Annotated in this window: 13 protein-coding genes; 7 read left to right on the top strand and 6 right to left on the bottom strand. The window is 70.4% G+C overall.

Going from position 1 to position 21771, the window contains the following annotated elements:
- Positions 1-9 precede the first annotated feature (9 nt).
- The gene (locus tag E4P42_RS15320; protein ID WP_135126925.1) at positions 10-2349 is read right to left on the bottom strand and encodes an arylsulfatase; all 2340 of its coding nucleotides are present in this window, start codon (positions 2347-2349) and stop codon (positions 10-12) included.
- A 172-nt stretch (positions 2350-2521) separates the two neighbouring features.
- Here E4P42_RS15320 and E4P42_RS15325 point away from each other — a divergent pair, with 172 nt between their 5' ends.
- The 3 genes from E4P42_RS15325 to E4P42_RS15335 all read left to right on the top strand — a co-directional run bounded on the left by E4P42_RS15325 (position 2522) and on the right by E4P42_RS15335 (position 5841).
- On the top strand, positions 2522-3889 hold the full coding sequence (locus tag E4P42_RS15325; protein WP_135126926.1) for an FAD-binding oxidoreductase: 1368 nt from the start codon (positions 2522-2524) through the stop codon (positions 3887-3889).
- Positions 3890-4039: 150 nt separating this feature from the next.
- A complete protein-coding gene (locus E4P42_RS15330; protein ID WP_135126927.1) occupies positions 4040-5260 on the top strand; it encodes a cytochrome P450 in 1221 nt (406 codons plus the stop codon).
- Positions 5260-5841, top strand: coding sequence for a TetR/AcrR family transcriptional regulator (locus E4P42_RS15335; protein ID WP_135126928.1), 582 nt, complete (start codon positions 5260-5262; stop codon positions 5839-5841). The genes E4P42_RS15330 and E4P42_RS15335 overlap by 1 nt, the downstream gene beginning before the upstream one ends.
- Here E4P42_RS15335 and E4P42_RS15340 read toward each other — a convergent pair.
- From E4P42_RS15340 to E4P42_RS15350, 3 genes are all read right to left on the bottom strand, one after another.
- Positions 5813-6529 (bottom strand): siderophore-interacting protein, encoded by a 717-nt coding sequence (locus E4P42_RS15340; RefSeq protein ID WP_135126929.1) that lies wholly within the window; start codon positions 6527-6529, stop codon positions 5813-5815. The two genes, E4P42_RS15335 and E4P42_RS15340, sit on opposite strands and share 29 nt — an antisense overlap.
- A gap of 65 nt (positions 6530-6594) precedes the next feature.
- Positions 6595-7767, bottom strand: coding sequence for an acyltransferase (locus E4P42_RS15345; RefSeq protein ID WP_135126930.1), 1173 nt, complete (start codon positions 7765-7767; stop codon positions 6595-6597).
- Positions 7764-9437 carry a DEAD/DEAH box helicase gene (locus tag E4P42_RS15350; protein ID WP_135126931.1) on the bottom strand — a complete coding sequence of 558 codons (1674 nt, stop codon included), beginning with the start codon at positions 9435-9437 and terminating at the stop codon, positions 7764-7766. The genes E4P42_RS15345 and E4P42_RS15350 overlap by 4 nt, the downstream gene beginning before the upstream one ends.
- 100 nt (positions 9438-9537) lie before the next feature.
- Here E4P42_RS15350 and E4P42_RS15355 point away from each other — a divergent pair, with 100 nt between their 5' ends.
- Positions 9538-10077 carry an LppP/LprE family lipoprotein gene (locus tag E4P42_RS15355; protein ID WP_135126959.1) on the top strand — a complete coding sequence of 180 codons (540 nt, stop codon included), beginning with the start codon at positions 9538-9540 and terminating at the stop codon, positions 10075-10077.
- A gap of 31 nt (positions 10078-10108) precedes the next feature.
- Entirely contained in the window at positions 10109-13525 is a 3417-nt protein-coding gene (locus E4P42_RS15360; RefSeq protein WP_135126932.1) for a TM0106 family RecB-like putative nuclease, read from the top strand.
- Here E4P42_RS15360 and E4P42_RS15365 read toward each other — a convergent pair.
- Positions 13522-15366, bottom strand: a complete 1845-nt coding sequence (locus E4P42_RS15365) for an MFS transporter (RefSeq protein ID WP_135126933.1) — start codon at positions 15364-15366, stop codon at positions 13522-13524. The two genes, E4P42_RS15360 and E4P42_RS15365, sit on opposite strands and share 4 nt — an antisense overlap.
- 195 nt (positions 15367-15561) lie before the next feature.
- A complete protein-coding gene (locus tag E4P42_RS15370) occupies positions 15562-16863 on the bottom strand; it encodes a multidrug effflux MFS transporter (protein ID WP_135126934.1) in 1302 nt (433 codons plus the stop codon).
- 149 nt (positions 16864-17012) lie between these two features.
- Here E4P42_RS15370 and E4P42_RS15375 point away from each other — a divergent pair, with 149 nt between their 5' ends.
- Both E4P42_RS15375 and E4P42_RS15380 read left to right on the top strand, forming a co-directional pair.
- Positions 17013-17768: a hypothetical protein gene (locus E4P42_RS15375; protein WP_135126935.1), complete on the top strand. Its 756-nt coding sequence runs from the start codon at positions 17013-17015 to the stop codon at positions 17766-17768.
- 179 nt (positions 17769-17947) lie between these two features.
- Entirely contained in the window at positions 17948-21763 is a 3816-nt protein-coding gene (locus E4P42_RS15380) for a multifunctional oxoglutarate decarboxylase/oxoglutarate dehydrogenase thiamine pyrophosphate-binding subunit/dihydrolipoyllysine-residue succinyltransferase subunit (RefSeq protein ID WP_135126936.1), read from the top strand.
- The last annotated feature ends 8 nt before the right edge of the window (positions 21764-21771 follow it).

Below are 21771 nucleotides of genomic sequence, written 5' to 3' on the forward strand. Positions count from 1 at the left end.
CAATGCGCGTCAGGTGTAGCTGACGTGGACCCGGTCGATGCGGCCCTCGAACGGGAACGGCGCCCGCTCGCGGTAGTCCAGCGACACCGGCGACCCCAGACAGGTGCCGATGTCCAGGCAGTCGTTGGCGGTGAACAGCAGCGGCGCGCTGACCGGCACCCGGCCCGTCGCCACGGTGTCACCGCCGACGGTCATCTCGACGTCCAGCGGTCCGGCCGGGCGTTGCTCGGCGTAGCGGGTGGTGACGGTGATGGTGGCGGGGCCGGCGGGGATCTTCTGCGCGGAGCGAATCTTCGTGCGCTGCAGGATGAACAGGTTGTACTCGTAGCAGAGATGGCCGTCGTCGAGGTAGCACGTGAGGCCGCCGGCCGCGGCCCCCAGCGCGTACAGGACGCCGTTGGCGTCGGCGGGGAGGTCCGCGTCGATGGTGACGACGTTGTTCTTGTTGCCCAGCGCGGGGGCGCAGAACTCCGGCATGCGGACCATGTCGCCCGAGAACTCCCACTCCCGGTAGGGCGGGGAGATCCGCAACTCGGGATGGTAGACCGGCACCCACAGTCCGCCACCGATCGGCAGCACCGCGTTGCGGGCCGCCTCGATCGCGAACATCTCCCGCATCTGGATCAGCTTCTCGGGTGACTGCTGGGCGAGGTCGACGGCCTGTGACCAGTCCTCATCCAGGTGGTAGAGCTCCCAGCTGTCGTTGTCCGGCGTCCACGTGGCGATGCCCTCCGGCTGGCCGGGCACCCACGGCAGCCGCGGGCCGCGGGCGCTGGCCAGCCACCCGTCGTGATAGATCGACCGGCTGCCCATGATCTCGAAGTACTGGGTCCGCTTCCCGCCCGGCGCCGCCCGGTCGGTCAGCGTCCGCGCGAAACTCGCTCCTGCCAGCGGGATTTGGGGCTCACCGTTGACCACCCGCGGCGGCTGTACGCCGACGACCTCGTAGATGGTGGGGACCACGTCGTTGCAGTGCAGGAACACGTCGCGCGGGACGGTGTCGGCGGCGATCTTGGCCGGCCAGCGCACCGCCATCGGGTTGCGGGTGCCGCCCAGGTGCGACGCCAGCAGCTTCATGCCCTTGTAGGGCGTCGATCCGGCCCACGCCCACCCCGCGTGGTACTGGTTGTCCACCAGCGGCGAGCCCAGCGCGTCCAGCCCGCCGAGCTCCTCGAGGGCGTCGATGTGCTGGCGCACGGTGGTCGGAATGCCGTTCTGCGCCAACAGTTCCGCGATGGTGCCGTTCTGTCCCTCACCGGAGGACCCGTTGTCCCCCCAGATGTAGAAGAACAGGGTGTTGTCCCCGAACCCGAGATGGTCGAGCTCGTCTGCGATCCGGCCGACCTGCACGTCGACGTGTTCGGCGTAGCCGGCGGCGACCTCCATGAGGCGGCGCTGAAACGGCTTCTCGTCCTCGGGGATCGACTCCCAGGACGCCAGCGTCTCGTCGCGTTCGGTCAGCCGGCAGTCCGCCGGGAGCCAGCCCTGGGCCTTGGCGCGCTCGAACACCCGCTCCCGGTAGGCATCCCAGCCGTCGTCGAACTTCCCGGCGTACCGGTCCGCCCATTCCTTCATGATGTGGTGCGGTCCGTGCAGGCAGCCGCTGGCCCAGTACATGAAGAACGGCTTGTCCGCGTTGAACGCCTTGTGCCGGCGCAGCCAGGCGATCGCGTCATCGGCCAGGTCCTCGGAGAGGTGGTAGCCCTCCTCCGCGGTGCGCGGCGGGGCGACGACCGTGGTGTTGCGCACCAGATGTGGTTCGTACTGCGAGGCCTCGCCGGCCAGGAAACCGTAGAAGTACTCGAAACCCAGTCCGGTGGGCCAGTTCTCGAACGGGCCGGCCGCCGTGGTCTCCTCGGCGGGAGTGTTGTGCCACTTCCCGAACGCCGACGTCGCGTAGCCGTAATGTTTGAGCACCTCGGCCACCGTGGCGCTGCTGCGCGGGATCTTACCCGCGTAGCCGTCCCAGTCGTTGGCCAGTTCGGCGATCTGCCCGTTGCCGATCTCGTGGTGGTTGCGGCCGGTCAGCAACGCCGCCCGCGTCGGTGAGCACATCGCGGTGGTGTGGAAGCGGTTGAAGCTGACCCCTTCGTCCCGGATCCGGTCCAGCGTCGCGGTGCGCACCTCGCCGCCGAACGTGGACGGCAGCCCGGGCCCGGCGTCGTCGATGAGGACGATGACGATGTTGGGGCTGTCGGGGTGCAGCCGCCGCGGCACCGACCGCGGCGCATAGGTCGACTCGGCCAGCGTGCGCCCGGCGATGCTGGCCGACGGTGTCGGCGCGAACGGCAGCACGCCACCGCCCTGCAGCACCGGAGCCACGATCGCGTCCGCTCGTTCCTCGGCCATCACTCGCCCCTTCCTGCCACCGGTCGGCGGATGCCTCCCCGTGGTGATCATGCGACTCGCGACGTCGGGAATGCCGGACTTCGCCTTTTGATCTTGATACTTCCCAATGGATTCAGCCCCGTCAACGCCGTGATGGTGAATCGCCGGAGGGCGCGCGGCATAGCATCGCTGCATGAGCACCGACACGCTCGCCGAGCTCACCGCCGAACTGCCCGAAGGCATGGTCGTCACCGATCCCGACATCGTCGCGTCCTACCGCCAGGACCGCGCGGCGGATCCGGGGGCGGGCACCGCGCTCGCCGTCGTCCGGCCCACCCGCACCGAGGAGGTGCAGACGGTGCTGCGCTGGGCGTCCGCGCACGGGGTGGCCGTGGTGCCGCGCGGGATGGGCACGGGGCTGTCCGGCGGGGCGTCCGCGCTCGACGGCGCGATCGTGCTGTCCACCGAGAAGATGCGCGACATCACCGTCGACCCGGTGACCCGCACCGCCGTCGTGCAGCCCGGACTGCTCAACGCGGAGGTGAAGAAGGCCGTCGCCGAACACGGGCTGTGGTACCCGCCGGATCCGTCGTCGTACGAGATCTGCAGCATCGGCGGCAACGTCGCCACCAACGCCGGCGGGTTGTGCTGTGTGAAATACGGCGTCACCGCCGACTACGTCCTCGGACTGCAGGTGGTGCTGGCCGACGGCACCGCGGTGCGCCTGGGCGGGCCGCGGCTCAAGGACGTCGCCGGGTTGTCGCTGACCAAATTGTTCGTCGGCAGCGAGGGCACGCTCGGCATCGTCACCGAGGTGACGCTGCGCCTGCTCCCGCCGCAGCACGCTCCCTGCACGGTGGTCGCGACGTTCGACTCGGTGGAGGCCGCCGCCGGCGCCGTCGTCACGATCACCGGCCGGATCCGCCCGTCGATGCTGGAGTTCATGGACGCCGTCGCGATCAACGCCGTCGAGGACAAGCTGCGCATGGGCCTGGATCGCAACGCCGCCGCGATGATGGTCGCCGCCTCCGACGACCGGGGCGCGGCGGGCGCCGACGACGCCGAGTTCATGGCGAAGGTGTTCGCCGAAGCCGGTGCCACGGAGGTGTTCTCGACCTCCGACCCCGAGGAGGGTGAGGCGTTCGTGGCGGCCCGGCGCTTCGCGATCCCTGCCGTCGAGGCGAAGGGCACGCTGCTGCTCGAGGACGTCGGGGTGCCGCTGCCCGCGCTGGCCGACCTGGTGGCCGGAGTGGAGAAGATCGCCGCCGACCGCGACGTGATGATCTCGGTGATCGCCCACGCCGGCGACGGCAACACCCACCCGCTGATCGTGTTCGACCCGGCCGACGCCGCCATGGCCGACCGCGCCCAGCAGGCGTTCGGCGAGATCATGGACCTGGCCGTGCGCCTCGGCGGCACGATCACCGGGGAACACGGCGTCGGCCGGCTCAAGCGCCCGTGGCTGGCGGGGCAGATCGGGCCCGAGGCGATGGAGCTCAACCGCCGGATCAAACACGCGCTCGACCCGGCCGGCATCCTCAACCCCGGCGCGGCGTTCTAGCCCTTCCCCGCGCGCCGCTCTTCCCCGCGCGCCCCCTCTTCCGCGAGCAGACACAGACGCGCGCGATTCCACCCGTGATCACGCGAGTGTGCGTCTGCTCGCGGTGTATGGAGGGTTGACACACAGGCGCTACTGTCGTACTCATGAGACATGAGTGCGGATGTGTCTCACGTGCGGTTCGAGCCGGCCTCGGCCGACACGTGGGCCGACCCCTGGCCGATGTACGCAGCCCTGCGCGATCACGATCCGGTGCACCACGTCGTGCCCGACGACCGCCCGGAGCACGACTACTACGTGCTGTCCCGGCACGCCGACGTCTGGCGGGCCGCGCGGGACCACGAGACGTTCTCCTCGGCGCAGGGCCTGACCGTCAACTACGGCGAACTGGAGATGATCGGCCTGGCCGACAATCCGCCGTTCGTCATGCAGGACCCGCCGGTGCACACCGAGTTCCGCAAGCTGGTGTCGCGTGGGTTCACCCCGCGCCAGGTCGAGGCGGTCGAACCCGCGGTGCGGTCGTTCGTCGTCGAGCGCATCGAGAGGTTGCGCGCGGACGGCGGCGGCGACATCGTCCGGGAGCTGTTCAAACCGCTGCCCTCGATGGTCGTCGCGCACTACCTCGGCGTGCCCGAGGCCGATCGCGCCCGGTTCGACGGCTGGACCGAGGCGATCGTCGCGGCGAGCACCGAGTCGACCGGAGTGACCGGGGCAGGCGACGCGATCGGCGAGATGATGGCCTACTTCGCCGAGCTGATCGAGCGACGCCGCCGCGACCCCGGTGACGACACGATCAGCCATCTGGTGGCCGCGGGTGTCGGCGCGGACGGCGACATCGCCGGCACCCTGTCGGTGCTGGCGTTCACGTTCACGATGGTCACCGGCGGCAACGACACCACCACCGGGATGCTGGGCGGCTCCGTGCAGCTGCTCGCTCGGCGGCCCGACCAGCGCCGTCTGCTGGCCGATGACCCGGCGCTCATCGCCGACGCCGTCGACGAGTTCCTGCGGCTGACCTCTCCGGTGCAGGGGCTGGCCCGCACCGCCACGCGCGACGTCACGATCGGCGACACCACGATCCCCGCCGGCCGCAAGGTGCTGCTGCTGTACGGGTCGGCCAACCGCGACGAACGCGAATTCGGCCCCGATGCAGCGGAGTTGGATGTCTGTCGCAAGCCGCGCAACATCCTGACGTTCAGCCACGGCGCGCACTTCTGCCTCGGCGCCGCCGCAGCCCGCATGCAGTCCCGCGTCGCGCTCACCGAACTGCTGGCCCGCTGCCCCGAGTTCAGCGTCGACGAAGACGGAATCATCTGGGCGGGTGGAAGTTACGTGCGCCGTCCGCTGTCCGTACCGTTCCGCACGGGCGGCTGATGCCTGCCGACTGGCTGTCCGACCGGCGCACGGAGGCGGCCGCCGACCGCATCCTCGACGCCGCGGAGCGACTGTTCGCCGAGCGCGACGCCGCGGCCGTCGGCATGAACCAGATCGCCCGGGCGGCGGGCTGTTCGCGCGCCACGCTGTACCGCTATTTCGACAGCCGCGACACGCTCTACACCGCCTACGTGCACCGTGAGGCGCAGCGGCTCTACCGGGAGTTGACCGCGCGGGTCGGCGGCCTGACCGATCCGCGCGAACGGCTGGTCGAAGGCATGCTGACCGCGGTGCGCAGCGTGCGCGAAAGTCCGCCGCTGGCATCGTGGTTCACCCACACGGGCCCGCCGATCGGCGGCGAGATGGCCGAACGCTCGGAGGTCGTGGGCGTGATGGTCGGGGCGTTCGTGCGGTCCCTCGGCATCGACGACGACGCCGTCGAACCGCGGTCACGCTGGCTGGTCCGGATCCTGACGTCGCTGTTGCTGTTCCCCGGCCGCGACGAGGATGACGAACGGGCGATGCTCGACGAGTTCGTGGTGCCGGTGGTGCTCAGACCTGCCAGTACGCCTGCGCCTTGATCGACTTCTTCGGGATCTTGTAGTCCTCGCGCAGCACCTTGACCACCGCGCGGGTGGTGCGGTTGTCGCAGGCCACCCAGCCGAAGTGGTCGGCGGCGTCGAACGCGGCCGCGGCAACGGTCTCGATGAGCGCCTCGCCGGCGTTCTTGCGGTCCACCCACGTCACGTCGGAGCCGCGCACCACGGGAAGCTGCCTGTCCTCATCGTGGCCGGCCTCGAGGAAGACCCGCGCCTGGGCCTCGCCGATCGCGGACAGCAGCGAGTTGATCGCCGGCAGCGACGCGGTGTCGCCGACGATCACGTAGCCCGCCGGACGCGGTTCGGGCAGGGCGAAATTGCTGCCGAGCACGGTGACGTCGATGGTGTCGCCCGGCTGCGCGTCCTGCGCCCACCGCGACGCCACCCCGTCGTGCAGCGCGAACTCGATGTCGACGGTGTCGGCGGCCGGGTCGGGGTCGACCAGCGTGTAGCCGCGCTGGTGCTGTTTGTCGCCGTCGGCGAACCACATGCGGATCCACTGCGTGGGGTGCACGGGGTGGTCGGCGAGCATGCCGCCCGCGGTGAAGCTGAGCCGCAGGTAGTGCGGACCGATCTCGCGCTTACCGGTCACGGTCAGCCGGTAGTCGCCCGCCCGGAGCAGTTTGAGCACCGCGCCGGAGAACCCGCGCGACGGTTTCCTGTCGGACATGCGTCCACACCCTTCGTCTCGACAACTTAGGGCAGCTTAACCTAACGAGACGGCCGTGCGGCGGGTCAGCTCCGCACGCGGGTGAAGCGGTGCAGCACCCATGCCAGCGGGATGGTCACGACCATGGTGCCGACGAACAGCGCGCCGATCGACCCGGTGTAGATCGGGTAACGCAGGATCTCCACCATCACCAACTCCATGGTGAGCAGATGGATCAGGAAGATCTCGTAGGAGATCTCGCCGAGGAACACCATCGGCCGGCTGGCCAGGAACCGCCCGTACAGCCCCTGCCCGCCGCCGGAGCCGGTCAGCGCCAGCGGTGCCACCACCAGGGTCGAGATGACCGCGTAGAACAGGGTTTTCGCCAACGCCTCGTCGAGGCCGGCCGGTGAGGTGGTCGGCTCCCCGGCGATCGGGGTCGAGGCGATCAGGTAGCAGACCACCGCCAGCGGGAGGCACGCCAAGGCGTAGGCGCGCACGCGCATGGCCTGCAGGACGGCCAGCAGCATGCCGCCGAGGAACCACATCAGGTAGCCGGGCAGCCACAGCCGGGCGCCGTCGGGCAGCCACGTCACGCTGTGCACCAGCCACAACCACAGCGGCGACACCGCGGCCAGGACCACCAGCCCGGCGATCAGCCGGGCCGGGCGCCACGCCCGCCGGCACAGCGCCACCAGCAGCACGTAGGCCAGCACCGGCAGCACCAGGTAGAACGCGACCTCCACGGCCAGGCTCCACATCTGCGTCAGACCCTGGTGCAGATAGGAGTACAGGTAGTGGTCGGTGTAGATCTGCGTGTGGGTCAGGTTGCGGAACAAACCCTCCCAGGTGTGCCCGGGATTCGGTCCGGCCGTGCGGAAGTGGTAGACGAGGTAGGCCGCCGCCACCGTCACGACGTAGGCCGGCATGATCCGGCGCACCCGGTGCCACGCGTAGCGGCGCACCGAGGGCGCCGCCGTGCCGTTCGCGGCGGCCTGCACCCACGGCCGGAACAGCAGGAACCCCGACAGCACGAAGAAGACCGGCACCCCGATCTCCATGCGCGAGTAGACGAGACCGAGATATCCCTGCGGATACTTGCCCGTCGTGTACGCGGCGTGGGTCAGCACCACCAGCAGGGCGGCGACGGCGCGCACCCCGGTCAGCGACGCGACCCGTTCGGCGGCGGAGACCGATTCCAGCCCGCCCTGGGCCGGTGCTGCCGAGAGGGACTCCTGCACGCCCCGGGGTGCGGTCACTTGCGCTTGTGGCGCGCCTTGGGCCCGCGGTCGGGTTCGAGGTTGATCAGCACACCCTGGATGCGGGTGCGCTCGAGCTTCTTGAGCGTGTTCCTGGGCAGGTCGGCGGGCAGTTCGACGAGTGAGAAGTCCGGCCGGATCGAGATGTGGCCGAAGTCGCTGCGGTTGAGCCCGCCCTCGTTGGCGATCGCGCCGACGATCGCGCCCGGCATCACCTTGTGCCGCTTGCCCACCGCGATGCGGTAGGTGACGAGATCCTCCCGGCTGCGCTCCCGCGGCTTGCGGGGGCCGGTGTCCTCGCGGGCGGGCCGCTCGCGCCGCTTCTCCGGCGGCGGCTCGGTCATCAGGAATTCCTCACCGTTGCGCGACTGCACGGCCAGCGCGGCGGCGATGTCGGCCATCGGCACGTTGTTGTCGCGTTCGTAGTCCTCGATGAGGCGGCGGAACAGGTCGGTGCCGGGTGCGTTGAGCGCCTCGCTGATCGAATCGCGGAACTTCTCGACGCGCTGGGCGTTGACGTCCTCGACCGACGGGAGCTGGGATTCCACCAGCTTCTGGCGGGTGACCCGTTCGATCGAGTTCAGCAGATGGCGTTCGCGCGGCGTGACGAACAGCAGCGCGGTACCCGAGCGGCCGGCGCGCCCGGTGCGGCCGATGCGGTGGACGTAGGACTCCGGGTCGTGCGGGATGTCGAAGTTCACCACGTGCGAGATCCGCTCGACGTCCAGCCCGCGGGCGGCCACGTCCGTGGCGACGAGGATGTCGATCGACCCGTCCTTGAGCTGCGCGATGGTGCGTTCCCGGGCCGCCTGCGGGATGTCGCCGTTGATGGCCGCCGCCGCGAAGCCGCGCGCCCGCAGCTTCTCGGCCACCTCCTCGGTGGCCTGTTTGGTGCGGACGAACACGATCATCGCGTCGCCCTGCTCGACCTCGAGCAGCCGGGTCAGCGCGTCCATCTTGCGCGGATAGGACACCTGGAAGTACCGCTGTGTGATGTTCTCGGCGGTCTGGGTCCTGGCCTTGACCGTCACCTCGACCGGATCGTGCAGGTACTTCGCGGTGATCTTCTTGATCGCCGGCGGCATGGTCGCCGAGAACAGCGCCACCTGCTTGTACTCGGGGGTGTCGGCGAGGATGCGCTCGACGTCCTCGGCGAATCCCATCTGCAGCATCTCGTCGGCCTCGTCGAGCACCATGTAGTCCAGGTGCGACAGGTCGAGGCTGCCCTTGTCCAGGTGGTCGATCACCCGGCCGGGCGTCCCGACGACGACCTGCGCCCCGCGCCGGAGACCGGCCAGCTGGGGTCCGTAGGAGGAGCCGCCGTAGACCGGCAGCACGTTGACCGACAGGTGGGCGCCGTAGCGGCCGAACGCCTCGGCCACCTGCAGCGCCAGCTCGCGGGTGGGGGCCAGCACCAGCGCCTGGGTGTGGCGGCTGTCGGGGTCGATCTTCGACAGGATCGGGATCGCGAACGCCGCGGTCTTGCCGGTGCCGGTCTGCGCGAGGCCGACGACGTCGGAGCCGGCCAGCATCGCCGGGATCGTGGCGGCCTGGATCGCCGACGGCGTCTCGTATCCGACGTCGGAGACGGCCCGCAGCACTTCGGGGTGAATCTGCAGGTCGGCGAAGGTGGGGTCAGGGCCGGGCGATCCCGGTTCAGGCGACGTCATCGGCTACCGAGTCTAGTGGCCCCGGGCCCGTTCCCCGGCCACGCCTGACCGAAGCCGGCACCGTCACCGGGTACGGTGCGCTGTTGTGAAGCGGGAGGTCATGATTCCGGTCGCGGTGGCCGTGCTGACTCTCACCGCCTGCGGCGACGGCGACTCGACCGTCTCCAAGACACCTGAGGCGTCCGCACCCCCGCCCGCCGCCACCGCACCGCCCGCGCCGGCGCCGACGGTCGGCCCGCCGCCGCCGGCCGCGCCGCCGTCGGACCCGTGCGCGGTCAACCTCGCCGCGCCCGAGATCGCCAAGGCCGTCTCCACGTTGCCGCGCGACCCCCGCAGCAACCAGGCCTGGAGCCCCGAACCCATTGCCGGCAACTACAACCCGTGCGCACAGCTCTCGGCGGTCATCGTGCGCGCCAACACCAACGCCGAGAACCCGAACACCCGCGCGGTGATGTTCCACCTCGGCAGATTCATCCCCGACGGCGTGCCGGACACCTACGGCTTCAACGGCCTCGACGCCGCGAACACCACCGGCGACACCGTCGCACTGCGCTACGCCGGCGAGGTCGACGGTCTCGCCAGCGTGGTGCGGTTCCGGTGGAACGGCAACGGTGTCGAACTGATCGGCAACACCGGCTAACCTGTCGGTCCCCTGCCCTACAGTGGCGACCGTGTTCGTCACCGGCGGCGGCCCCGACTCCACGGTCATCTACAGCGCATCCGACCTCGCCGCCGCGGCGCGCTGCGAATACGCGCTGCTGCGCGCGTTCGACGCGAAACTCGGCCGCGGCCCGCGGGTCACGGTGTCCGACGATCTGCTGGCCCGCACCGCCTCGCTGGGCGACGACCACGAACACCGCCGCCTCGAGGATCTGCGCGCGGAGTTCGGCGGCGAGGTCACGGTCATCGGCCGCCCGCCCTACACCGATGCCGGGCTGCGCGCGGCCGCCGACCAGACCATGCGCGCGGTGGCCGGCCGGGTACCGGTGATCTACCAGGCGGCGATGTTCGACGGCCGCTTCGCCGGATTCGCCGACTTCCTGATCCTCACCGACGAGGGCTACCGCGTCGCCGACACCAAACTCGCGCGCTCGGCCAAGGTCGAGGCGTTGCTGCAGCTCGCCGCCTATGCCGACACGCTGGCCCGCGCCGGTGTGCCCGTCGCCGCCGAGGCCGAGATCGTGCTCGGTGACGGCGCGGTCGCCCGCTACCGGCTCGACGAACTGCTGCCGGTCTACCGGGCCCGCCGGGCCGCGCTGCAGCGCCTGCTGGACACCCACCACGCCGGCGACCGCCCGGTCGACTGGGCCGACGAGCGGGTCCGTGCGTGTTTCCGCTGCCCCGAGTGCACCGAACAGGTCCGTGCCTCGGATGATCTGCTGCTGGTCGCCGGTATGCGGGTCAGCCAGCGCGCCCGGCTGCTCGAGGCCGGGATCCTCACCCGCACGGCGCTGGCCGCCCACACCGGCCCGGTCGCGGGGCTGTCGGCGCGCACCACCGCGAACCTCGTCGCGCAGGCCGCGCTGCAGGTGGCGCCACGCACCGACGGGAAGCCGCCGTACGAGGTGGTCGACGCCCAACCGTTGATGGTGCTGCCCGACCCGGACCGCGGCGACCTGTTCTTCGACTTCGAGGGTGATCCGCTGTGGACCGCCGACGGGCGCGACTGGGGGCTGGAGTACCTGTTCGGCGTGCTCGCCATGTCCGGTGAGTTCACCCCGCTGTGGGCGCACGACCGGGCGGGCGAGAAGGCCGCGCTGCGGGCTTTCCTCGACCTGGTCCGCAAGCGCCGCAAGCGGTATCCCAAGATGCACGTCTACCACTACGCGCCATACGAGAAGACGGCGCTGCTGCGGCTGGCGGGCCGGCACGGCACCGGCGAGGACGAGGTCGACGACCTGCTGCGGGCCGGTGTGCTGGTCGACCTGTTCCCGCTGGTGCGCAAGAGCGTGCGGGTGGGCAGCGAGAACTACAGCATCAAATCCCTCGAGCCGCTGTACATGGGTACGCAGCTGCGTTCCGGCGACGTCACCACCGCCACCGATTCGATCACCCAGTACGCCACCTTCTCCGACCTGCGGGCGGCCGGCCGCCACGACGAGGCGGCGACGGTGCTCAAGGAGATCGAGGAGTACAACCACTACGACTGCACGTCGACGCGGCGGCTGCGGGACTGGCTGATGAAGCTGGCCTTCGAGTGCGCGGTGCCGCCGATGGGCCCGCAACCGGTCGGCGACGGCGTGCGCGTCGAAGACGACGATCAGGTGGCCCGCACGCTGGCCCGGTTCGTCGGGGATGATCCGGCCGCCCGCAGCCCCGAGCAGACGGCGGTCGCGATGGTCGCCGCGGCCCGGGGCTATCACCGCCGCGAGGACAAACCGTTCTGGTGGGCGCACTTCGACCGGCTCAACAGCCCGCTCGACGAATGGTGTGACGCCCCGGACGTATTCGTCGCCGACACCGCCGAGGTGGTCGAGGACTGGCATCAGCCGCCGCGGGCGCGCAAACCGCGACGGCACGTGCGGCTGCGTGGGGCCATCGCCGCCGGTGAACTGTGCCGCGAGATGTACGCGCTCTACGAACCGCCGGCGCCGGCCGGCCTCGCCGACGATCCGGACCGGCGCGGCTTCGGTCAGGTCGAGGTGATCGGCTGCGACGACCCCGACATCCCGACCGCCGTCGACATCGTCGAAAAACAGCCCAAGGACGGCGACGTCTTCGCCCAGACCCCGTTCGCGCTGACGCCGGGGCCGCCGATCCCGACGCCCAAGCAGCGCGAGTCCATCGACGCGATGGCCGCCGCGGTCGCGGCCGGCCTGCCCAACCTGCCGCCCACCCCGGTCGTCGACATCCTGCTGCGCGCCCGGCCCCGCACCCGCAGCGGCCGCGAACTGCCCCGCGGCGGCGACGTGGTGGCCGACATCACCGCCGCCCTGCTCGACCTGGACGGCTCGTATCTGGCCGTGCACGGTCCGCCCGGCACCGGGAAGACGCACACGGCCGCCGGGGTCATCGCCGGCCTGGTCACCGGACACCGCTGGCGGGTCGGGGTGGTGGCGCAGTCGCATGCGGTGGTGGAGAACCTGTTCCGCGGGGTGCTCGCGGCCGGGGTGGACCCGCAGCGGGTGGCCAAGAAGCCCGGCGGCGCCCACCCCGCCTGGCAGGAACTCGACGGCAGCCGCTACGCGTCGTTCGTCGCCGAGAGCCAGGCCGACGCGACGGGGTGCGTGCTGGGCGGCACGGCGTGGGATTTCGCCAACGACACCCGCGTCCCGGACAGCGCCCTCGACCTGCTCGTCGTCGAGGAGGCCGGCCAGTTCAGCCTGGCCAACACCATCGCCGTGGCCCGCGCCGCGCGCAACCTGCTGCTGCTCGGCGATCCTCAGCAGCTTCCCCAGGTCAGCCAGGGCATCCATCCCGAGCCGGTCGACGCGTCGGCACTCGGCTGGCTGGTCGACGGCCACCACACGCTGCCCGTCGAACGGGGCTACTTCCTGGAGTGCACCTACCGGATGCATCCCGCGGTGTGCGGTCCGGTGTCGCGGCTGTCCTACGACAACCGGCTGCGCAGCGTCGAGGAGGTGACCGCGGCGCGGGTGCTCGCGGGCTATCCGCCGGGGGTGCGCTCCCTGCTTGTCGACCACGACGGCAACGCCACCGACAGCCCCGAGGAGGCCGACGCGATCGTCGCCGAGATCGCCGGGATCCTCGGGTCACCGTGGACCGACGAGGACGGCACCCGCCCGCTCGACGCCGGCCACGTGCTGGTGGTGACGCCCTACAACGCCCAGGTGGTGCTGCTGCGGCAGCGCCTCGACGCGGCCGGCCTGTCGGAGGTCCGGGTCGGCACCGTCGACAAGTTCCAGGGCCAGCAGGCGCCGGTGGTGTTCGTCTCGATGGTGGCGTCGTCGATCGACGACGTGCCGCGCGGCATCTCGTTCCTGCTCAACCGCAACCGGCTCAACGTGGCGGTCAGCCGGGCGGAGTACGCCGCGGTGATCGCGCGCTCGGCGGCGTTGACCGACTACCTGCCGTCGACGCCGAGGGGCCTGGTCGAACTGGGCGCGTTCCTGTCGCTGGCCGGTTAGTCGTCGCCGCGCCGCGCGTGGCGACCGGGTGAGGCGTCGCCGCCCCGCTGCGCATGCCGGCCGCTGCGCTCCCCAGCATCGACGTGAGACCCGTTGTGCGCGAAACCGACCGGTTCTGCGGAGGTCCGCGGCGGCAGCTCCGGCAGCAGTTCGTCGATGACGCGGCGCCACGGGTCGTCGGCGGGAGCGCGCGGCGGCAGCGGCTGCGCCGGGATCTCGGCCGTGGCGGGCTCGTCGGCCGGGACCGGTCCGCCGTCGCGCCACGCCGACCCCGGTGCCGGCCGCGCCCCCGCTTTCAGTGGTTCGGTCTCGGGTTCCAGATCGCCCAGGTCGACGGTGTACTCCAGGTACTCGTCATCATCGTGCAGGCCGTGCAGGCCGTGCGGGTCGTGGTCACCGGCATCCGGCCGGCGGGGAGCATCGGCGACGGAAAGGCCGGGGAGCTCGGCCGGACGCGTGCCGAAGCCGAGCAGGAACAGTGCTCCCACCACCCCGAACAGGGCGACGAATCCCGGCAGCAGCAGCGACTGCGACATCGCCGCGGCGAACGGGACGTGCAGGAATTCCGGCAGCGCCGATACCGCCCCCTCGCCCTGCGGCGCCGCACCGCCGGCGGGCATCTCCGCGCTGATCCGCGACGTCATGAACGCCGCCATACTCGCGCTGCCGAGCACCGAACCGACCTGGCGGGTCGCGTTGTAGACGCCCGATCCGGCACCGGCCAGCCGCGGCGGCAGACCGCGGGTCGCGGTCGCCGCCAGCGGGGACCAGATGAACGCCATCCCCACACCCATCACCACGAACGGCAGCACCAGCCGCCAGATCGGCGTGTCCGGCGCCATCTCGAACGACAGCCACGTCAGCGCGATCGCCACCGCCGAGAACCCGAACCCGATGATCGGGCGGGGATGGAACCGGTCGACGAGGCGCCCGACCGCCGGTGCGAGCAGTCCGGTGGCGATCGCCATCGGCGCGGTCAGCAGGGCGGATTCGGTGGGGCTCAGACCGCACACCGCCTGCGCGTAGAACATGACCGGCAGGATCATGCCGGTCACCACGAAGCCGATGGTGGCGACGCCGAGGTTCGACAGCGAGAAGTCGCGGTCCCGGAACATCTGCAGCGGGATCAGCGGTTCGCGCGGGTTGACGGCCTGCCAGTAGACGAAGCCGGCCATCACCGCGAACCCGAGCAGGATCAGCGCCCAGATCCACAGCGTCCAGTCGTGGGCCTGCCCCTCCTGCAGGCCGAAGACGATGAGGAACATCCCGACGCCGGACAGCAGCACCCCGAGAACGTCGAAATCGTGCCCGGCCGTCGGCAGCTGCGGCACCAGCCGGTACGCCAGCGCCAGACCGAGGATCCCGACCGGGACGTTGACGAAGAAAATCCACTGCCAGCCCAGGTGGTCGACCAGCACACCGCCGGCCAGCGGCCCCACCAGCGTCGCGACTCCGGCCGTCGCGCCCCACACGCTCATCGCGACCCCGCGCCGCTCCGGCGGGAAGATCCGGGTGATCGTCGACAGCGTCTGCGGGGTCAGCAGCGCGGCACCGATGCCCTGCACGACCCGCGCCGCGATCAGCATGTCGATGGTCCCGGCCAGACCGCACCACAGCGAGGCCGCGGTGAAGACGGCCAGCCCGATCAGATAGAGGTTCTTCGGGCCGAAGCGGTCGCCCAGGCGGCCGCACACCAGCAGCGGCACCGCATACGCCAGCAGGTAGGCACTGGTCACCCAGATCACCGCGTCGTAGTCGGCCCGCAGCGCCTCCATGATCGGCGGGTTGGCGACGGCGACGATCGTCGCGTCGACCAGGATCATGAAAAAGCCGACCATCATGGCCCACAGCGCGTGCCAGGGATTGTCGGGCGTGCCTGCACCGCCCGGCCGCGGCCGCGCCGCACCGGTGTGGCCCGCCCTCCGGGCAGATGACGTGGAGAACTTCAAGAGTCGACTCGCCTCACCAACGATTCCGCCGACGCTATGTGCCCGCCCGCGGTGCGAACAAGTCCACCAGGGTGCCGGCACGGCGTGTCAGGCGGGCTCGCTCACCGGCTCGGCGACCGCCTCGTCCGCGGTCAGTTCACCGGTGATCTCGGCGTCCCTGCCGCCGGCCACACCGACGGCCAGCAGCGCCACCAACGCCACCACCACGCCCGCGGTCATCACCACGGCGAGCGCGAACGCGTCATTGCCCAGCACGCCGACCAGCGGGGCCACCGCAGCGCCCAGGCCGAACTGCGCGGCGCCGAGTAGGGCGGCCGCGGTGCCGGACGCCTCGTTGTGCCGGGACAGCGCCACCGCGGGCGCGTTGGGGATCACCAGCCCCATCGCCGCGAGGATCGCCCACACCGGAACCAGGAAGCCGAACAGGCCGCCCACCTCGGCGACGGTGAGCCCGACGAACACCACACCCGCCACCGACGCGGCGGCCAGCGCCCACAGCGCGATGCGCTGCGGTGAGGACCTGCGCAGCAGCACGACGTTGAACTGCGTCGCGCCGATCAGCGCCACCGCGCCCGCGCCGAACACCAGCGCGAACGACTGCTGGTCGAGTCCGTAGCGGCCCTGCAGCACGAAGGCCGCCCCCGCGATGTAGGCGAACAGCCCCGACATCCCGAGCGCCGCGACGAACACCAGCACCACGAACCGCACGTCGCGCAGGAGCTTGCCGTAGGTGGCGACGATGCCGCCCACCTTCAGCGGCCTGCGGTGCGCCTGCGGCAGCGTCTCGGGCAGCGCCAGCGCGGCGAGCAGCAGCAGACCGCCGGCGAGCACCACCAGCGCGGCGAACACCCACGGCCACGAGGCGTGCAGCAGCACCGCCGCGCCCAGCGACGGCGCCACCACCGGGGCCACGCCGAGCACCAGCATCAGCCGCGACATGACCGTCGCGGCGACCGATCCGGTGAACAGGTCGCCGACCACCGCGATCGCCACCACCATGGTCGCGGCCGCGCCCATGCCCTGCAGGGCGCGCGCGATCCCGAGCGTCATGATGTCGGGCGAGAACATGCACAGCACCGACGCCAGCATGTGCAGCACGATCCCGGCCATCAGCGGCCGGCGCCGGCCCAGGGAGTCCGACAGCGGTCCGATCACCAGCTGTCCGAGCGCGAGCCCGGCCAACGTGCCGGTCAGCGTCAGCTGCGCGATCGACGAGGACACCCCGAGCTCGTCGGCGATGCCCGGCAGCGCGGGCAGGTACATGTCGATGGTCAGCGGGCCGAGCGCGACGAGCGCCCCGAGCACGAGGATCATCCGCCAGCGGCTCGGCGTCACCGGGAGCGGCGTATTGCGGGCAGGGCTCACGGTCACGTGCGTGGATGATGCCATGCAATTGGTTAGCGAGTCATATCAATATTTTCTTCCGCCCACGCCCGAACAGTGACCGCCGTCACGTCCGGGCACCCGGCGCCCACCGTCGTTCGTTGACCGACCGATAGCCTGTGAACTACCGCGCCACGGTCAAGGGAGGTCTCGGCATGCGTGCTCGATCGCACCGCAAGAACGCGCTGCAGGCCGTCGACGGCAGGGACGACAAGCCGGGCGCGGCCGCCAAGGTGCTCTCCCAGATCATCGAGCGCAGCTCGCGGGTGCAGGCGCCCGCGGTGAAGGCTTACGTCGACCGGCTGCGGGCGGCCGATCCGAACGCCTCCCCCGCCGAGATCGTCACGCGCCTGGAGAAGCACTACAAGGCCGCGGTCATGGCCAGCGGTGCGGCCGTCGGTTCGGCGGCCGCCTTCCCCGGCATCGGCACGCTGACCGCGATGTCGGCGGTCGCCGGCGAGACCGTGGTGTTCCTCGAGGCGACGTCGTTGTTCGTGCTGGCCGTCGCCGAGGTGCACGGCATCCCGGCCCAGGAGCGTGAGCGACGCCGCGCGCTGGTGCTGTCGGTCCTCGTCGGTGAGGACAGCAAGCGCGCGGTCGCCGACCTCATCGGGCCCGGCCGCACCAGCGGCTCCTGGATCAGCGACGGCGCGGCCACGCTGCCGCTGCCCGCGGTGTCGCAGCTGAACTCGCGGTTGCTGAAGTACTTCGTGAAGCGGTACACGCTCAAGCGCGGCGCCCTGGCCTTCGGCAAAGTTCTCCCGGTCGGGATCGGTGCGGTGGTCGGCGGTGTTGGCAATCGGATGATGGCGAAGCGAATCGTCGAGAACGCCCGCACCGCGTTCGGCGCGCCGCCGCCGCGGTGGCCCTCGACGTTGCACCTGCTGCCGCCCGCACCGCCCAATCCGTGACCCCAGGTGTGAACAATCCCTCCTCGGGGTGCCGAACAGGGCGTTGGCGTGGTTTGTCCGAGATGGGAGCGCTAGCCTTTAGGCGGCGCAAAAGCGGGTAACCGCGGACAAAAACACATGAGCGGCGAGCATCCTTGCCATGCTCGCCTGAGACGAACGAATCGAGGCGAGTAGCTGCCGTGAGCAGTTCACCTTCACCATTCGGCCAGAACGAATGGTTGGTCGAGGAGATGTACCGCAAATTCCGCGAGGATCCCTCGTCGGTTGATCCCAGTTGGCACGAGTTCCTCGTCGACTACAACCCCGAGCCGACCACCGAGACCAGCACCAGCGCCAACGGGCAGCAGACCCGCAGTGCCACCACGACCGCCGCTCCGAAGGCTCCGCCGGAGCCCGCGCCCGCGCCGGCGCCCAAGTCGGCACCCGCCAAGCCGGCGGAGAAGCCGGCCCAGAAGTCGTCGGCCAAGCCGGCGGCCAAGCCCGCCGAGAATAAGCCCGCCGACGCCAAGCCCGCCGAGAGCAAGCCGTCGTCGAGCAACGGAACCGCGAAGTCGGCGCCGGCCACGCCGAAGGCCCCGGCCGCGGCGTCCGACGGCGCCGACGAGAACCAGGTGCTGCGCGGCGCGGCCGCCGCGGTCGCCAAGAACATGTCGGCGTCGCTGGAGGTGCCGACGGCGACCAGCGTGCGGGCCATCCCCGCCAAGCTGATGATCGACAACCGCGTCGTCATCAACAACCACCTCAAGCGCACGCGCGGCGGCAAGATCAGCTTCACCCACCTGATCGGCTACGCGATCGTCCAGGCGGTGTCGAAGTTCCCGAACATGAACCGGCACTTCGCCGAGGTCGACGGAAAGCCGAACGCGGTCACGCCGGCGCACACGAACCTGGGCCTGGCCATCGACCTGCCGGGCAAGGACGGTAACCGCCAGCTCGTCGTCGCGGCGATCAAGAAGGCCGACACCATGGCCTTCGGCCAGTTCATCGCCGCCTACGAGGACATCGTGCGGCGCGCCCGGGACGGCAAGCTGACCGCCGAGGACTTCTCCGGTGTGACGATCTCGCTGACCAACCCCGGCACCATCGGCACCGTGCACTCGGTGCCCCGCCTGATGCGCGGCCAGGGCGCGATCATCGGCGTCGGCGCGATGGAGTACCCGGCCGAGTTCCAGGGCGCGAGCGAGGAGCGCATCGCCGACCTGGGCGTCGGCAAGCTGATCACGCTGACGTCGACCTACGACCACCGCATCATCCAGGGTGCGGAGTCCGGCGACTTCCTGCGCACGGTGCACCAGCTGCTGCTGTCCGACGATTTCTTCGACGAGATCTTCCGGGAACTCGGCATCCCGTACGAGCCGGTGCGGTGGCGGCAGGACAACCCCGACCCGATCGAGGACAAGAACGCCCGCGTCATCGAGCTGATCGCCGCGTACCGCAACCGCGGTCACCTGATGGCCGACATCGACCCGCTGCGGCTGGACAACAACCGATTCCGCAGCCACCCCGACCTCGACGTCCTGACCCACGGCCTGACGCTGTGGGACCTCGACCGCGAGTTCAAGGTCAACGGTTTCGCCGGCGCCGAGCGCAAGAAGTTGCGCGACGTGCTGGGCCTGCTGCGCGACTCCTACTGCCGTCACGTCGGCGTGGAGTACACCCACATCCTCGAACCCGAGCAGCAGAAGTGGATCGAGGAGCGCGTCGAGATCAAGCACGAGAAGCCGACCGTCGCCGAGCAGAAGTACATCCTGAGCAAGCTCAACGCGGCCGAGGCGTTCGAGACGTTCCTGCAGACCAAGTACGTCGGGCAGAAGCGGTTCTCGCTGGAGGGCGCCGAGACCGTCATCCCGATGATGGACGCGGTGATCGACCAGTGTGCCGAGTACGCGCTCGACGAGGTCGTCATCGGCATGCCGCACCGCGGCCGGCTCAACGTGCTGGCCAACATCGTCGGCAAGCCCTACAGCCAAATCTTCAGCGAGTTCGAGGGCAACCTGAACCCGAGCCAGGCGCACGGCTCGGGCGACGTGAAGTACCACCTCGGTTCCACCGGCACCTACATCCAGATGTTCGGCGACAACGACATCGCGGTGTCGCTGACCGCCAACCCCAGCCACCTCGAGGCCGTCGACCCGGTGCTCGAAGGCCTGGTGCGGGCCAAGCAGGATCTGCTGGACCTGGAGGACGGCGCGGACAACCTCGAGACGAAGTTCTCCGTGGTGCCGCTGATGCTGCACGGCGACGCCGCGTTCGCCGGGCAGGGCGTGGTGGCCGAGACGCTGAACATGGCGCTGCTGCGCGGGTACCGCACCGGCGGCACCATCCACATCATCGTCAACAACCAGATCGGCTTCACCACCTCGCCGCACGCCGCGAAGTCGTCGGAGTACTGCACCGACGTGGCGAAGATGATCGGCGCGCCGATCTTCCACGTCAACGGCGACGACCCCGAGGCCGCCGTGTGGGTGGCCAAGCTGGCCGTCGACTTCCGGCAGAAGTTCAAGAAGGACGTCGTCATCGACATGCTGTGCTACCGCCGCCGCGGGCACAACGAGGGTGACGACCCGTCGATGACGCAGCCGTCGATGTACGACGTCATCGACACCAAGCGCGGCGTCCGCAAGAGCTACACCGAGGCGCTGATCGGCCGCGGCGACATCTCCATGAAAGAGGCCGAGGACGCGCTGCGCGACTACCAGGGCCAGCTGGAGCGGGTGTTCAACGAGGTCCGCGACCTCGAGAAGCACGACATCGCGCCCAGCGAGTCGGTCGAGTCCGACCAGCAGATCCCCGCGAAGCTGTCGACGGCAGTGGACAAGTCGCTACTGGCCCGCATCGGCGACGCGTTCCTGGCGGTGCCCGAGGACTTCACCGTGCACCCGCGGGTCAAGCCGGTGCTCGAGAAGCGCCGCGAAATGGCCTACGAGGGCAAGGTGGACTGGGCGTTCGCCGAACTGCTGGCGCTGGGCACGATGATCGCCGAGGGCAAGCTCGTCCGGTTCTCCGGTCAGGACACCCGGCGCGGCACGTTCACCCAGCGGCACTCGGTGGTGATCGACCGCAAGACCGGCCGGGAGTTCACCCCGCTGCAGCTCCTGGCCACCGACGCCGACGGCAACCCGACCGGCGGCAAGTTCATGGTCTACGACTCCCCCCTGTCGGAGTTCGCGGCCGTCGGCTTCGAGTACGGCTACTCGGTCGGCAACCCCGACGCGATGGTGCTGTGGGAGGCGCAGTTCGGCGACTTCGTCAACGGCGCCCAATCGATCATCGACGAGTTCATCAGCTCCGGTGAGGCCAAGTGGGGCCAGCTCTCCGACGTGGTGCTGCTGCTGCCGCACGGCCACGAGGGTCAGGGTCCCGACCACACGTCGGGCCGCATCGAGCGGTTCCTGCAGCTGTGGGCCGAGGGGTCGATGACCATCGCGGTGCCGTCCACCCCGGCGAACTACTTCCACCTGCTGCGCCGCCATGCCCTCGACGGCATCCAGCGTCCGCTGATCGTCTTCACCCCGAAGTCGATGCTGCGCAACAAGGCCGCGGTGTCCGACATCCGCGACTTCACCGAGCAGAAGTTCCGTTCGGTGATGGAGGAGCCCACCTACACCGACGGTGACGGTGACCGGTCGAAGGTCAAGCGGATCCTGCTGACCAGCGGCAAGATCTACTACGAACTCGCCGCCCGGAAGGCCAAGGAGAAGCGGGACGACGTCGCGATCGTGCGGGTCGAGCAGCTCGCCCCGCTGCCCAAGCGGCGGCTGGCCGAGACGCTGGACAGCTACCCCAACGTCGAGGAGAAATTCTGGGTGCAGGAGGAGCCGGCCAATCAGGGTGCGTGGCCGTCGTTCGGTCTGACGCTGCCCGAGATGCTGCCCGACCACTTCACCGGCATCAAGCGGATCTCGCGCCGGGCCATGTCGGCGCCGTCGTCGGGTTCGTCGAAGGTGCACGCCGTCGAGCAGCAGGAGATCCTCGACGAGGCGTTCGCGCCGTAGCCCCGCGG

Source organism: Mycobacterium sp. PS03-16, from assembly GCF_004570325.1.
Classification (GTDB): domain Bacteria; phylum Actinomycetota; class Actinomycetes; order Mycobacteriales; family Mycobacteriaceae; genus Mycobacterium.